Source organism: Methylobacterium sp. HMF5984, assembly GCF_045033435.1.
GTDB lineage: Bacteria > Pseudomonadota > Alphaproteobacteria > Rhizobiales > Beijerinckiaceae > Methylobacterium.
The window spans coordinates 4,306,212-4,320,827 of sequence record NZ_JBJFLN010000001.1; the positions used below are offsets into that span (position 1 = coordinate 4,306,212).

Genomic DNA, 14,616 nt, shown 5'->3' on the forward strand with positions numbered 1-14,616 from the left:
AAACAACCCTCGATTGTTTTTTCTTCGGCATGGTTGAGGTTGCGTTAATCGTTTCCCGGCCTCCTGGCCCCTGTCTTCACCGCCGCCCCGTGCCGTCGTTCCCGGCACCGGACCGACGACCGCGCCGTCGCGCGATCGCCGGATCGTCTCTTCGCGCCTTCGGATGGGCCGCATGCCGCACCTCGTATCCTGCCCGCCGCGCCGTCGCCTCCTCGCCACGACGGCGGTGCTGCCGCTGATCCTTGGGGCAGCGTCGATGGCGGCGCCCGATCCGGCCCGTGCGGCCTGCGTGGCGACCGCGACGGGCCTCGCCTGCGACGGGCCGGACGACGCGACGCTGGCGAGCCCGGTCGTCGGTCCCGGCGGCCTGTCGAAGGCCGGCACCGGCCGCGTCCTGCTCTCGGCCGCCAACACCTATGCCGGCGGCACCAGCCTCTCGGCCGGCACGCTCGCGACTTCCGCGCCCGGAACGCTCGGCGCGACCGACAGCGCCTTGCTGGTCTCGGGCGGGCGGCTCGACCTCGGCGGCACGACCCAGGCCGTCGGGCTGGTGCGGCTCACCGGCGGCACCATCGCCGACGGGACGCTGCGCGGCTCGGTCTACGACGTGCAGTCCGGCGGCATCGAGGCCGCGCTGACCGGCCCCGGGCCGCTGGTGAAGACCGGCGCCGGCACCGTGACGCTGTCCGGCGCCAACGACTTCTCCGGCGGCACCCGCGTCGATGGCGGCACGCTGCAGCTGACCGGGAGCGGTCGTCTCGGCGCGGCGGACGCGGCCCTCGTGGTCGGGGGCGGAACGCTCGATCTCGGCGGCACCGCCTCCAGCGCCGGCCCGGTGGTGCTCACCGCCGGCACGATCCGCAACGGCACGCTGCGCGGCGCGATCTACGGCCTGCAGAGCGGCACCGTGGACGCGGTGCTGTCGGGCCCCGGGACGCTCGCCAAGAGCGGCGACGGCACCGTCCTGCTGACCCAGGCCAACAGCTACGCCGGAACCACCTCGGTCACCAACGGGACCCTGCGCGCCGGCATCGCGGGCGCCCTCCCCGCGGGCAGCGCGCTCCTCGTCGCCGGTGCCGGGACCTTCGACCTCGCCGGCTACGACCAGAGCGTCGCCGCGCTGAACGGCGACGGTCGGGTCTCGCTGGGCGGAGCCACCCTCACCGCCGGCTCGAACGGCACCGACGCGCTGTTTTCCGGCACGATCGACGGCACCGGCACCATCGTGAAGACCGGCGCCGGCCGCCTCGACCTCACCGGCGACAGCCCGTTCGCCGGCGGCGTGACGGTGGCGGAAGGCCGCCTGCGGGTCGGCGGCGACCTCGGCGCGGCCGATGTCGGCGTCGCCTCCGGCGCGACGATCGAGGGCATCGGCACGCTCGGCGGCCTCAGCGTCCGCAGCGGCGGCCGTGCGGCGCCGGGCTACGACGGGATCGGCACGCTGTCGGCCAACGGCAACGTGCTGTTCGAGGCAGGCTCGATCTTCCAGGTGAAGGCGGATGCGGCCGGCAACAGCGACCGGATCGCGGCGGGCGGCGTCGCGACCCTGCGCGGCGGCCTCGTCGACGTGCAGGCGCAGTCAGGCGCCTACAGCGCCAACACCACCTACACGATCCTCACGGCAGCGGGCGGCGTGCAGGGGCAGTTCGCCGCCGTCACCTCCAACTTCGCCTTCCTGACGCCGTCGCTGACCTACGCGGACGACGCGGTGCAGCTGCACCTGACCCGCAACGACCTCGGCTTCGACACCGCCGGCGCGACGGTGAACGGCGTCGCCGCCGGCCGGCGCGCGCAGTCGCTCGGTGCCGGCCGGGCGGTCTACGACGCGGTCGGCCCGCTTTCCGCCGCGCAGGCCCGGCAGGCCTTCGACGCGCTCTCGGGCGAGGTCCACGCGAGCGCGGTCACCGCGCTCGTCGAGTCCGGCGGGCTGGTGCGCGAGGCGATCCTCGATCGGATGCGCTGGTCGGACGGCGCCGGCCTCACCTGCACGCCGGCCGCGCCCGGCCTGCCGGCAGAGCGCGCACCGATCGCCCGGGTGCCGCTGAACTCCGTGCCCGAATGCGGCACGGGCCTCGGCCCCGGCGGCCTCGACCAGCGGATCGTCGGCTTGTGGGGCCAGGGCTTCGGCAGCTTCGGGCGCACCGGCTCGGACGGCAACGCCGCCGCCCTCCAGCGCAACACCGGCGGCCTCGTGATCGGCGGCGACGTCGCCGCGAGCGACCTGATCCGCGTCGGCGCCGCCGCCGGCTACACCGACACCGCCCTCGACATCCCGCTGCGCATGTCGAGCGGCAACGTCCAGACCGGGTTCGGGTCGGTCTATGCCGGCATCGGCCTCGGCGCGCTCGACCTGCGGATCGGCGGCCTCTACGGCGTCAGCGACACCGAGACCCGGCGCGACATCGCGTTCGCCGGCTTTCGCGACAGCGCCCGCGCCGCCTACGGCGGCAGCGTCGCGCAGGGCTTCGGCGAGGTCGGCTACCGCATGGACCTCGCCGGCCTGACGCTGGAGCCCTTCGCCGGCGGTGCGGTGATCCGCGTCGGGCAGGACGCCTTTTCCGAGACCGGCGGCGCAGCGGCGCTCACCGGCGCGGCGCGCGACGCCACCGTGTCCACCGCGACCGCGGGCGTGCGGGCCGAGGCGCGGATCGATGGCTTCGTCGGCGGCCTGCCGATGCTGCTGCGCGGCCTCGTCGGGTATCGCGGCGCCTTCGGCGACGTCACCCCGAACGCGCTGCTTGCCTTCAATGCCGGTGGCGTCTCGGCGCTGACCCGCGGCGCGCCGGTCGACCGCAGCGCCGTGCTGCTCGAGACCGGGTTGAGCTGGATCGTCCTACCCTCGACCACCGTCGGCCTGTCCTATGCCGGGCAGATCGGCGCCCGCGCCCAGGACCACGGCGCCAAGGGCAACCTGACCTACCGCTTCTGACGCCGCCACCACGCGACGAGGGCGGCCCAGGTCCTCTCGATCCAGCGGGCGGCCTTCTCCAGCGGCACCTTCAGCCAGGGCACGTCCTGCGCCAGAAGCGCGAGGCCGAGCGGCAGCATCCACAGGCCGAGCACCGGCAGGATCGAGAAGATCCCGCCGAGGATGAGCAGCAGCGCGGCCCCCACCCGCAGCCACAGGCGCGACGGCTCGCGCAGCCAGTCGACGGCGCGCTGCAGCGGCGCGGGCAGCTTTTGGGAAAGGTGCGCGACGCGCTGGTCCCAATCGTCGGGTGTCGGGTTCATCCTCCAGGAACGCACCAGCGACGAAAACGTCGCCGGATTTTCTCGGTCCCGGTGTGCGGACGGGGCAGCGTCGGGCGCCGCTCAGTAGCCCAGCGCCAAGCCGGTGTTCCGGCGCGGGTCGTTCGCCCCGTAGAACCGGTTCGCCCCGACCGCCTTGCCGCCGAGCACCGGCGCGCCGATCAGGATCGCGGCGAGGTGGTTGGCCGGCTGCGGCCCGGCGAAATGGTGGCCCATGCCCTCGAGGATCCTGCGGGTGTCGGGCGAGAGCGCGAACCGCTCGACGTTGGTGACGTCGGGCAGCCACTGGTTGTGGATGCGGGGCGCGTCGGCCGCCTCCTGCACGTTCATGCCGTAATCGACGACGTTCAGGATGCTGTGCAGCACCACGGTGAGGATGCGGCTGCCGCCCGGCGTGCCGGTGACGAGGACGGGCTTGCCGTCCTTGGTCACGATAGTCGGGCTCATCGAGCTCAGCGGCGTCTTGCCCGGCGCGATGGCGTTGGCCTCGCCCTGCACCAACCCGTAGATGTTCGGGACCCCGACCTTGGCGGTGAAGTCGTCCATCTCGTCGTTGAGCAGCACGCCGGTGCCGGGCACGGTGATGCGCGCGCCGAACCAGTCGTTCAGGGTGTAGGTCACCGAGACCGCGTTGCCGGCGCCGTCGACGATGGAATAATGCGTCGTGTTGCTGCCCTCGTGCGGCGGCACCCCCGGCTTGAGCCGGCTCGACACGCCGGCCTTGCCCGGATCGATCGCGCCCCGGATGGTCGCCGCGTAGGCCTTGTCGGTCAGGCGCGCGGTCGGGTTGTCGACGAAGTCGGGATCGCCCAGGTAGCTGTTGCGGTCGACGTAGGCGTGCCGCATCGCCTCGATCTCGTAGTGGATCGCCTGCGCCGAACCCCAGCCGAGATCGCCGAGGGGGTAGCCTTCGAGGATGTTCAGCATCTCGCAGATGACGACGCCGCCGGAGCTCGGCGGCGGGGCCGAGATCACGCGGTAGCCGCGATAGTCGCACTCAACCGGCTTCAGCTGGCGGGTGCGGTAGCGGTCGAGGTCGGCCTGGACGATCAGGCCCTTGCCGGCCTGGCTGGACGCGACGATCGCGCTGCCGACCGGGCCGCCGTAGAAGCCGGCCGCGCCGTGCTCGGCGATCGTCCGGAGCGTTCCCGCAAGATCCTTCTGCACGAGCGTCCGGCCGGCCCGGAACGGCGCATCGCCGTCGACGAAGATCGCGGCGGAGGCCGGATCCCTGCGCAGGTCCGGGGTGGCGATGGCGAACATGTCGGCATCGCCCTGCTCGAGGACGAAACCGCCCTCGGCGTAGGCGATGGCCGGGGCGATCAGCTCGGCGCGGGCCATCGTCCCGTAGGTCTCGCGCGCCGTCTCCAGGCCGGAGACGGTGCCTGGCACCGCCACGGCGAGGGGGCCGCTGACGCTCAGGCCCTTGATGACGTTCCCGTCCCTGTCGAGGTACATGTCGCGGGTCGCGGCCAAGGGCGCCTTCTCGCGAAAATCGAGGAAGGTCCGGCGCCCGTCGGCGAGCTGGACGGTCATGAAGCCGCCGCCGCCGAGGTTGCCCGCGGCCGGGTAGACCACCGCCAGCGCGTAGCCGACGGCCACCGCCGCATCGACGGCATTGCCGCCGCGCTTCAGCACGTCGACGCCGACCTGGGTCGCGAGGTGCTGCGCGGTCACGACCATGCCGTGCTCGGCCACCGCGGGCGCGATCGAGGCCGCTCGGGCCGGCATCGCGAGGGCGAGGATCGCGAGCATCGCCGCGACGGCCCGGGCCGGCCTGCGGTGCGACCCAGCCGTCCGCGTCGGGCCAGGGCTGCCGTCCGTTCGATCCAGGCGCATCGTCGCTCCGAGGAAAGTTGGTGAGGCCGCGCTCGCGGCCCGGGCGGTGGAATGGGCCGCCAAGGTCGGCGCCGCGTCAACCGGCGCCGGGCGAAAATCGCGAAGGGCCGCCTCCCGCCCCGCAAGCCGCGTTCCGTGCCCGATCGCGGCGTGCGCCGACGGCGAAAAGCCCCGCCGGCTGGCCTCGGCCCCGGCCCTGCTGTTAAGAGGCCCCTCGACGGGCGGCCCGAAAGAGGCTCGGCCCGACGGAGGAACGATGCCTCGCTTTATTCTCCCCATCGCCGGAGCCGTGCTGATCGCCATGACCGCTGCCGCCAACGCCGACTACACCACCCTGCCCTCCGGCCTGAAGTATCAGGACGAAGTCGTCGGCACCGGGCCCGAGCCGAAGGCCGGCCAGAAGGTGACCGTGCAGTACACCGGCTGGCTCGACGACGCCGGCAAGAAGGGCAAGAAGTTCGATTCCTCGCGGGATCGCAACCAGCCCTTCACCTTCACCCTCGGCGCCGGCCAGGTCATCCAGGGCTGGGACCTCGGCGTCGCCACGATGAAGCAGGGCGGCAAGCGCACCCTGGTGATCCCGGCCGAGCTCGGCTACGGCGCCCGCGGCGCCGGCGGCATCATCCCGCCCGGCGCGACGCTGATCTTCGACGTCGAGCTTCTCGGCGCGAAGTAACGCGGACGGCTGCGCGAGCGGGAGTTCGAGACGATGCTGTTCGCGCAGCTTCCCGACGACCTGTTCCGGCCGCTGGCCTCGCCGAGCCGGGCCTTCAACGCCGCGCTGCTGCTGCACCTGCACCGCAAGGTGATGGGCACCAGCCCCGACCCGGTGCGCAAGGCGGAGCTGCTCGCCGCCATCGGCGACTTCTCCGCCGACTGGGCGCTCGACCAGCAATCCGACGACGAGCCGGTGCCGGTCGATCCGATCGAGCGGCGCTCGGCGCTGTTCCGGCGCTTCCTCGAGACCGGCTGGCTGATCGAGCGGCGCGAGCGATACGTGCCGGTGGTCGATTTCGACCCCGAGGCGCGGCTGCTGCTCGAGGAGCTGTCGCGGATGGAGCGCGGCGAGACCCGCTCCTACGGTGCCGCGATCCTCGACGTGCTCGGAAGCCTGGAGAGCGCGATCGCCAACCCGGCCGACCGCTCCGAGGCGCTCGGCAATGCGGCCCGCGCGGCGCAGGCCTTCCTCGGGCACGTCCGCGGGCTGGCCGGCGCGATGCGCAAGATCGAGGAGCGCATTCTCCACGAGGAGGATATGCGCGCCGCCTTCCGCCTCTACTTCGAGGACTTCGTTGAGCGCCACCTGATCAGCGACTACCGGACGCTGCACACGCGCTACAACCCGTTCCGCTTCCGCTCGGCGATCGTGCGCGAGGCGGGCCGCGCGCTGCGCGATCCGCTGCTGATCCGCGCGCTCGCCGAGGCGATCCTGCGCGAGGGAAGGGCGGCGGAACTTCGCGTCGCCGAGCGCGGCGTGCGCGCCGACCTCACCCAGATCCTGTCGATCTTCGAAGGGCTCGACCGGCACCTCGACGCCGTCGACGACGTGGTCGCGCGGATGGAGCGCCGGATCGCGGCCGCCGTCCGCTACATGGACCGGCCGGATTCGGCCGGGATCGAGCGCACGGCGGCGGCCCTGCGCGCGGTCGGCGCCGCGGCGGTCGCACCGGACGTGGCACCGGCGATCTCGCTGCTGCGCCCGCCGATCGGGACGCCGCACCTCGCGATCCCGCGCGGGCGAAAAGTCCCGATCGAGACCGAGGCGCTGCCGGATTTCGAGATCGATCCCGCGATCGAGGCCTTCGTCGAGGCGAAGGCGGCCTATCGCCGCCGCACCACCGTAACGGCGGAGACGATGACCGCCTTCCTCGACCGCCACCTCGGGCCCGACGGCACCCTGCGGGGCTCGGCGATCGCGGTCGCCGACGTCGACGCCTTCGTCGTGTTCCAGCGCCTGCGCGAGATCGACGTGCTGTTCGAGGGCGCGCTCGGCACGCGCTACACGATCGCCCGCGTGGAGGGCCGGCTCGCGAACGGCTGGCTCGACTGCCCGGACTTCGTCATCCGCCGCATCTCGGGCGACCGGCATGCTTGAGCCGTTCCGCGCCATCGTCGACGGCGAGGAGCCGCCCCCACCCGGCGCCCGCGCGCCCGACGTGGAGGAGCTGACCCGCGCGCTCGCGGTGCTGCTGAAGGGCCAGGTGATCTACGCGAACACCCCCGGCATCGGCCGCAGCTACGAGCTCGCGCGCCACTACGCCCCGTTCTTAACCGACTACTTCGCCTGCCTCGGCTACGCGCTGACCGTGTCGCACCGCGACCAGATGGTCTCGCTCACGCTGGCCCAGGACGGCCCGCGTCACGACATCGTCGCCGAGCGCCTGCGCAAGGACGAGACCCTGGTGCTGCTGGCGCTCCGCCTGATCTACGAGGAAGGCTTGCGCGATCACCGCGTCTCCACCGACGGGCTCGTCGAGTGCACCACCGACGACGTCACCGAGCGCATCCGCACCGCCGCCCGCAGCGATCCGCCCGAGGAGACGCGGCTGATCGAGATCCTGCGCCTGATCGCCCGCCGCGGCGGGCTGCGGCTCGGCGAGCGCGACAGGGCTGAGCGCGTCACCCCGGTGAGCGTGCTGCCCGGCATCCTGGTGCTCGCCTCGGACGCGTGGCTCGACCGCCTGCGGGCGTGGTCCGAGGCGGCCGAGGGCTGAGTCAGGGCTTCGCCGCCCGTGGCGCGGGCAGCAGCGTGCGCAAAGCCTCGAAGTAGCGCCGACCGAGGATGCGCTGCGAGGCCGCGTCGAAATGGATCTTGTCGCCGGGGTTTCCGGTCAGCCCGTCGGCCGAGACGTCGACCGTCCGCGGCACCGTGTCGGCGAGGTGCGCGAGCGCGTCGAGGATCGCGGTCTGCGCGGGCGTCGGCTTCACCCATTCCGGCTCGAAGCGCCCCGTCACGAACGGCGCGTTCCGCGCGCCGCCGATGCGGGCGCGGAACGCGGCGACGGTGCGCGTGAGCCGCGCGGCGTAGTCCGAGCCGGACAGCGCGCCGACGTCGGCCTCGCCCTGGTGCCAGAGGATCGCGGCGAGGCAGGCGTTCGGCGCGGCGGCGAGCGCCGCGTTGGTGCGCATCACCGCAGCCTCGAACAGGTCGTCGCCGGGGTTCCAGCGGCCGTTGGCGAAGCCGGTGCCGCCGACGGCCGCGGGCACGAGCAGGATCCGGCGGCCCGGCGGCCGCGCGGCGATGTAGGCGCGGGCGAAGCTCAAGCCGAGGCCGACCCGCCCCGCGGCGGCCCCCGGATGCAGGAGCGGATCGATCGCGGCCACGATCCGGCCACGGCCGCCGGCCTGGCTCCACTGCCCGATGCGCGGATCGGGCGTCCCGTCGAGCGCGGCGTCGAAGCCCAGGCCGAACCCGACCATGTTCGACTGCCCGGCGAGCAGCACCACGTCGGTGCCCCGCCCCCGATCGGTCGGCCTGCAGACCCACGCCGTCGCGGGCGACGCCAGCGCGAGGCCGACGAGGGCCGAAACGCCGAGCCTCGTGGCCCGGCGAGGACCCGTGCGCTGCGTTCTCAAAATCATGGCTGCCGTGCCCGCGCCCCCGGGATCGCGGGGCTTCCGGCCCCCCTCTACACCGAAAACCCGCGGCGCCCCCGCCGTCCGTGCTCTGCGCGCCCTTGCGTCTGCCCGCGCGGTTGGCCAACTGGGCGCCCCCGCCTCACCCGGATCGGACCCGCCCCCGGTGTACCGCCTCACCGACATCGCCCTTTCGAACTGGTACCTCATCCGGCGCGAGCAGATCCGGATCCGGGGCGCGGCGGCGCTCGTCGGGCCGACGGGGGCCGGCAAGTCGACGATCTTCGATGCGGTCGGCACCGTGCTGGCCGGCAACAATGCCAGCCGGCTGGCGCTGAACGCCTCGGCCTCGGGCCGCAGCGCACGCACCGTGCGCGACTACTGCCTCGGCTGGATCAGCGACCCAGCCGAGGGCGGGCGCCCGACGCGCGAGGCCTGCGAGACCGTCATCGCCCTGGTGTTCGAGAACGCCGAGAGCGGGCGCACGGTCTCCTTCGGGCTGGCGCTCGCCGCGCGGGCGACCGACCAGAAGGAGGAGGTGCTCTCCCGCTTCATCGCCACCGGGCACCGCTTCGAGATCGGCGACTACCTGCGCACCAATGCCGAGGGCAGCTTCACCGCGCCGTGGACCGAGATCGCCAAGGACCTGCGGCTGCGGGCCGAGCGCTTCGAGGAGTTCCGCTCCTCCGGCGAGCGCTTCACGGCGGAAGTGCTGGCGACCCTGCGCGAGGGTGCGCCGGCGCCGGACCCGCGCCACTTCCTGCGCACCTTCTCGAACGCGGTTGCGTTCAAGCCGATCTTCGATTCGAGCGCCTTCGTGCGCAGCTTCGTCCTCGACCCCGAGCCGCTCGACGTCGCGCGCGTCCGGCAATCGGTCGAGAATTGGCGCCGGCTGCTGGAGACGATCGAGGAGCTGGAGGTCAAGCTCGCGCGGCTGAAGCGTCTCGCCGGGCGCTACGAATCCTGGGCCGATGCGGTGCTCGCCTCCGGCATCCACGAGGCCCGGGCGGCCAGCGCCGAGCTGCGCCGCCGCTGCCACGATCTCGTGGCGGTGCGGGCCAAGCTCCGCGCCGGCGCCGAGCCGCTGCGGATCGCCCGCGAGAGCGTCGCCACGAGCCGCGGCTTCGTGCGCGACATCGACGGGGAGATCGCCGAGAAGAAGGCCCTCGTCGTCGGCGGCGCCACGGACGGGCGCCTGGCCGCCTCGACCATCGGCCTGTCGATGCTGGAGCGCGACCGGCGGGACCTGGCGGCCCGGGTCGCCGACCTCGTCGGCCTCGTCGGGCAGATGGGCAAGCTCCAGGCGGTCGCGCCGGTGCTGCGCCAGGTGGCGCCGCAGGCCGCGCGGCTCGCCGAGGCCTGCGCCCGCTCGGGGCTGCGCCGCGAGGCCCCGCCGGAGGAGACCCTGCGCCACGACGGGCCCCTCCCCGACCTGATCGAGGGCCTGCTGCGGCTGCCCGAGTTCGACGAGGCCCTGGACCGGGCCGCCGAGGACACGGCGCTGAAGGCCCGCGCGCAGGAGAGCGAGGCCGAGCGCTCGGCCCCCGCCCCGGCCGCAGGGCACGGCGCGCGGCTCTCCTCCGACACGGTCGCCTTCCGCGCCGAGCTGGCCCGGCGCAACATCGATGCCGTGCCGGTCTGCGAGCTCGCGGAGATCGTCGATCCGCATTGGGGGCCGGCGCTCGAGGGCCTGCTCGGCCGGGCGCGCGAAGCCCTCGTGGTCGCGCCCGACCGGCTCGAGGAGGCGCTCGGCGTGCTCCAGGGCAACCGCGACCGCTTCAGCCGCTGCATCCTGGTGAAGACGACCGACACCGCCGGCCAGCGGGCGCGCCGCTTCGACGACGGCCCGCTCTCGGTGATCGAGACCGACGACCCGCACGCCGCCGCCTTCCTCGGCGTGCGGCTCGGCGGCTACGATCTCGCCCGCGACGACGCCGAGCTGCGCCGGATGAGCCGCGCCGTGGCGCCGAGCGGGCGCACCACCGCCGGCATGGCCTACTCGGTGACCCGCTCGGTCGACCTGCTGATGACGCGCGGCCAGCGCGGCCCCACCGCCGAAGGCCGGCACAACCACGAGGTCGCGGTGGCGGAGGCCAAGCGCCTGCGCGGCGAGGCCGTGGTCCTGCGCGAGGCCGCGCGGACGGCGGCGGCGATCCGCGCGCGCATCGCCCGCGGCGTCGAGGATTGCGACGCCCTGCGCGAGGAGATCGACGGGATCGAGGGCCGCAAGCGCACGCTCGCCACCGAGCGCGAGGCGATCGAGAAGCGCGACACCGCCGGCCTCGCCGAGGAGATCAAGGCGCTCACCGCCGAGCGCATCGCCTACCTGCGCGAGCTCTCCGAGGTGCTGGAGCCGAAGCTCGACGGCCTGCTCGCTGAGGAGGCCGGGCTCAAGGCGCGGCTCGGGGCCGGGCGCGAGGCGGCGCGTGCCGCCTTCGCCGCCCGCCGCAGCGCCCTGCATAGGCTCGCCAGCGGGGATTGCCTGCGCATCCGCATGGTGCGCGGGCAGGTGTTCTCGGCCGCCCCCGTCCACGCGATCCGCGCGGAATTGGCCGGGCTGGAGGCGAAGGCGATCTCGGCTGCGGCGTCGGCCGAGCGCAGCCTCGCGCAGGAGGCGGCCGAGAGCGCGCGCTCGCACGGCCGCGCGGCCGAGCGCGACCTCGCCGAGTATTGCGCCCAGTGGCGGATCGACAACCCGCTCGGCCGCGGCGACGGCAACCGCGGCGACCAGCCGGCGACCTTGGGCTATGCCTGGGTCCGGCGCGAGCACGACGAGGTCGAGGGGCACGAGCTGCGCCGCTACCGCGCCCAGGCCGAGCGGGCGACGGACGAGATGCGCCGCCTGATGACGGAGGACCTGCTGACGCGGCTCGCCGACAAGTTCGAGCGGGTGCGCGCGCGGCTCGACGCGCTCAACGAGCGGCTCTCGACCCAGCGCTTCACCGGCCAGACCTACGCCTTCGAGGCCGTGGTCGACCGCCGCTACGCCGCCGTCCACGCGCTGGCGACCGAGGTGGCGCGCTCGCCCGACGCGGCCCAGGCGCTGCTGCCGGACGACGGCGAGGGCCCGATGGCCGCTGCGCTTGCCGAGGTCACCGCCCTGATCTCCGGTGCCGAGGACGCGGCACGCCTGGCCGACTACCGCAACTACTTCGTCTACGAGATCGGGATGCGGGACGGGGCGGGAAACCGCACCACGATGTCGAGCCGGGCGCTGCGCGGATCGGGCGGCGAGGCGCAGGCGCCGTTCTACGTGGCGATCGCGGCCTCGCTCGCCAGCGCCTACTATCCGGGCGACCGGCCAGGCGACGAGAATCCGGGCTTCGGCCTGTGCCTGCTCGACGAGGCGTTCTCGAAGCTCGACGTGCGCAACAGCCAGGCGCTGGTCGATCTCTACGCGGCGTGGGGGCTGCAGCTGCTCATCGCCGCCCCGGAGGACAAGCGCACCACGCTGACCGAGGTGATGGACACCATCGTCACCGTCTACAAGAGCCCGGATCTCGCCTCGGTGCGGATTGAGTCCGAGCACCCGCTGGAGGCGGCCAAGCGTGCGCTGCACGCGATCAATCCGGAGCGGTACGACGACGATCGCGATGCGGCCGAGTAGGCTGCGCGATCGCAATTAGGCACCGCCGGCGCGAGAACGATCGGGAGAACGTCCGGCCAGCGGTGCCAGCCAGACGAGAGGGGGGAACTCATCGAGCCGATTACATCCTAGGGTTTGCTCGGCCGATCGCCATTCACATTTGTGAAAGTGCCGACGACAAAACTCCGGCGCGTTGGACTTATGCACCGTCGCGCACCGTGGGCGGTCGGCAGCGCGACCGCGCCGCCGCATCGGGCCGGGCGCGGTCGCGTCGCGGAAGCGCCGCCCGTTCGGGGGGCCGGCGCGACGTCTCAGTTCAGGTAGGTGCGGATCCAGTTCGGGGACAGGATCTCGCCCTCGTCCGTGATGATCCAGGGCTGCTTGGCCGGGTCGGTCAGCGCGCCGGCGGCGGCGGCGATCGCCTCGCGCAGGGTGCCGTAGCGCTTGGGCTGCGCCAGCGGCGAGCTTGCCGGCAGGGTGCGCCAGATCGTCAGATCGGCGGGTCGTTCGAGGGCCTCGGTTTCCATCTCACTCTTTTCCTTCCGAAACGGTATCGTCCGTTCAGGCGTCCACGGCCGGCACCAGGGCTGGCCGATCAGGAACGCAGCGTATTTGCCCAGACATCGAAGCATCTCTAAGGCAGCTTCACGATCATTGCGGCACCCTCGTCAGGAACCGGTCATGATTGCGTCGCAAATCTCCCGCGCCGGATTGCCGACCACCGGTGGCAGATCGGGCGCGAACACCTCAGGACTTCGTTTCGTCTTGTCGAAATTGTGGTCTTGAGGAATGACCATTCCGTTAGCGTCTCCGCCGCAGCGCGACGGTGCGGCGCCGCACCTTGACCATTCCCGTGCGAGAACGTTGAAGCGGGCAGGCTGAATGCCACGTTAAGGGTCGACGGATCGCGGGTCGACCGCGTCGTCGTGCCCGTCGGTCGGAGATCGCGTCATCGTGCCGGATCGTTTCGCGCGCCTCGTGCTGGCCGCCATCCTGGTGCTGCTGGCGCTGTTCGTCGCACAGCCCTACGTCACCGCGTTCCTGTTCTCGCGGGAGGTCCCGCGCGCGGTGACCGCCCGCGGCGACCTCGCACCGGCGGAGGCGACCACCGTCGCGCTGTTCGAGCGGGCGAGCCCTTCGGTGGTGCACGTCTTCGCGCAAGGGGCGGTGCGTGGCGCCGACCTGATGAGCCTCGACGACGAATCCGAGCAGGGCCAGGAGGGCGGCCGGTCGGGCAACACCCAGACCGGGACCGGCTTCGTCTGGGATGCCGGCGGCCACGTCGTCACCAACAACCACGTCGTCCAGGCGGCGATCCAGTCGGGCGGGTCGATCTCGGTGCGCCTGTCCTCGGGCGAGGTGGTCGCGGCGACCTTGGTCGGCGCCGCGCCGGCCTACGACCTCGCGGTGCTGCGGCTCGGCCGGGTGGCGAAGGCGCCGCCGCCGCTCGCCATCGGCACCTCGGCTGACCTGAAGGTCGGGCAGTCCACCTTCGCCATCGGCAACCCGTTCGGGCTCGACCACACCCTCACCACCGGCGTGATCAGCGCGCTCCAGCGGCGCCTGCCGACGAGCGAGGGCCGCGAATTGTCCGGCGTGATCCAGACCGATGCGGCGATCAACCCCGGCAATTCCGGCGGGCCGCTGCTCGATTCCGCCGGCCAGCTGATCGGCGTCAACACCGCGATCTTCTCGCCGTCCGGGGCGAGCGCCGGCATCGGCTTCGCGGTGCCGGTGGACGTGGTCAACCGCGTGGTGCCCGATCTCATCCGCAACGGGCGCGTGCGCAACCCCGGCATCGGCATCATCGCCGGCCAGGAGGCGACCGCCGCCCGGCTCGGCATCGACGGCGTCGTGGTGCTCCGCGTCCTGCGCGGATCGCCGGCCGCCGGCGCGGGCCTGCGCGGGGTCGACGCGCAGACGGGGGCGATCGGCGACGTCGTCGTCGGCGTCGGCGACCGCCCGGTCCACCGCTTGGCCGACCTCACCGCGGCGCTCGAGGCGGCGGGTCTCGGCCAGCCGATCGACCTCGCGGTCGAGCGGGACGGGCGCACCCGCCGCGTGCGCATCACGACGGCGGACGTCGCGGAGAACCGGCCATGATCCCCACCCTCGCCGTGCTGATCGGCCTCGCCGCCGGTCTCTCGATCGTCGCTCCCCTCCCCGCGCGAGCCGCCGAGAAGCCGGCGCGCCCGCGGCTCTGTCCCGAGGACGCGCCGGAGGGCGTGCGCCTGCCGCCGCAGCCGGGCTGCGGATCGCGCGAGATCCCGGCGCCGCGGCGCGACTCCGGGTTCCACGAGATCCTTCCGGGCACGGGCATCCGCATCGGCGGGCGCGCGAGTTCCAGCTTCGACATGCGGCGCTAG

At 73.3% G+C, this 14,616-nt stretch carries 12 protein-coding genes; 7 read left to right on the forward strand and 5 right to left on the reverse strand.

What is annotated here, in order from left to right; all coding sequences use genetic code 11:
- Nucleotides 1-172 precede the first annotated feature (172 nt).
- Complete coding sequence (locus ACFZ8E_RS20950; protein ID WP_405043695.1) at nucleotides 173-2,929, forward strand: autotransporter domain-containing protein; 2,757 nt, start codon at nucleotides 173-175, stop codon at nucleotides 2,927-2,929.
- Here the strand turns inward: ACFZ8E_RS20950 and ACFZ8E_RS20955 are convergent.
- Together ACFZ8E_RS20955 and ggt are read right to left on the reverse strand one after the other, a co-directional pair.
- Complete coding sequence (locus tag ACFZ8E_RS20955; RefSeq protein WP_243946416.1) at nucleotides 2,917-3,231, reverse strand: hypothetical protein; 315 nt, start codon at nucleotides 3,229-3,231, stop codon at nucleotides 2,917-2,919. The two genes, ACFZ8E_RS20950 and ACFZ8E_RS20955, sit on opposite strands and share 13 nt — an antisense overlap.
- Nucleotides 3,232-3,312: 81 nt before the next feature.
- On the reverse strand, nucleotides 3,313-5,004 hold the full coding sequence (gene ggt, locus ACFZ8E_RS20960; protein WP_405044427.1) for a gamma-glutamyltransferase: 1,692 nt from the start codon (nucleotides 5,002-5,004) through the stop codon (nucleotides 3,313-3,315).
- A 340-nt stretch (nucleotides 5,005-5,344) separates the two neighbouring features.
- On the opposite strand from ggt, the gene ACFZ8E_RS20965 reads away from it, so the two are divergent.
- From ACFZ8E_RS20965 to ACFZ8E_RS20975, 3 genes are read left to right on the forward strand one after another with little or no spacing between them, the layout of a single operon-like run.
- A complete protein-coding gene (locus ACFZ8E_RS20965; RefSeq protein WP_147728502.1) occupies nucleotides 5,345-5,764 on the forward strand; it encodes an FKBP-type peptidyl-prolyl cis-trans isomerase in 420 nt (139 codons plus the stop codon).
- Between the two features lie 33 nt (nucleotides 5,765-5,797).
- Nucleotides 5,798-7,183, forward strand: a complete 1,386-nt coding sequence (locus tag ACFZ8E_RS20970) for a Wadjet anti-phage system protein JetA family protein (RefSeq protein WP_405043696.1) — start codon at nucleotides 5,798-5,800, stop codon at nucleotides 7,181-7,183.
- Nucleotides 7,176-7,802 (forward strand): DUF4194 domain-containing protein, encoded by a 627-nt coding sequence (locus tag ACFZ8E_RS20975; protein WP_244029901.1) that lies wholly within the window; start codon nucleotides 7,176-7,178, stop codon nucleotides 7,800-7,802. Before ACFZ8E_RS20970 ends, ACFZ8E_RS20975 begins: the two co-directional genes overlap by 8 nt.
- A 1-nt stretch (nucleotide 7,803) precedes the next feature.
- Here ACFZ8E_RS20975 and ACFZ8E_RS20980 read toward each other — a convergent pair whose 3' ends face one another.
- Nucleotides 7,804-8,670 carry a sialate O-acetylesterase gene (locus ACFZ8E_RS20980; protein WP_405043697.1) on the reverse strand — a complete coding sequence of 289 codons (867 nt, stop codon included), beginning with the start codon at nucleotides 8,668-8,670 and terminating at the stop codon, nucleotides 7,804-7,806.
- 160 nt (nucleotides 8,671-8,830) lie between these two features.
- Here ACFZ8E_RS20980 and ACFZ8E_RS20985 point away from each other — a divergent pair, with 160 nt between their 5' ends.
- Entirely contained in the window at nucleotides 8,831-12,271 is a 3,441-nt protein-coding gene (locus tag ACFZ8E_RS20985; protein WP_244029898.1) for an SbcC/MukB-like Walker B domain-containing protein, read from the forward strand.
- 290 nt (nucleotides 12,272-12,561) lie between these two features.
- On the opposite strand, the gene ACFZ8E_RS20990 is transcribed toward ACFZ8E_RS20985, so the two are convergent.
- Nucleotides 12,562-12,777: a hypothetical protein gene (locus tag ACFZ8E_RS20990; RefSeq protein WP_147729791.1), complete on the reverse strand. Its 216-nt coding sequence runs from the start codon at nucleotides 12,775-12,777 to the stop codon at nucleotides 12,562-12,564.
- Nucleotides 12,778-12,918: 141 nt separating this feature from the next.
- A complete protein-coding gene (locus ACFZ8E_RS20995) occupies nucleotides 12,919-13,047 on the reverse strand; it encodes a hypothetical protein (RefSeq protein ID WP_279605269.1) in 129 nt (42 codons plus the stop codon).
- 157 nt (nucleotides 13,048-13,204) lie between these two features.
- On the opposite strand from ACFZ8E_RS20995, the gene ACFZ8E_RS21000 reads away from it, so the two are divergent.
- Both ACFZ8E_RS21000 and ACFZ8E_RS21005 read left to right on the forward strand, forming a co-directional pair.
- Complete coding sequence (locus ACFZ8E_RS21000) at nucleotides 13,205-14,353, forward strand: S1C family serine protease (protein WP_244029896.1); 1,149 nt, start codon at nucleotides 13,205-13,207, stop codon at nucleotides 14,351-14,353.
- Nucleotides 14,350-14,616: a hypothetical protein gene (locus ACFZ8E_RS21005; RefSeq protein WP_405043699.1), complete on the forward strand. Its 267-nt coding sequence runs from the start codon at nucleotides 14,350-14,352 to the stop codon at nucleotides 14,614-14,616. The genes ACFZ8E_RS21000 and ACFZ8E_RS21005 overlap by 4 nt, the downstream gene beginning before the upstream one ends.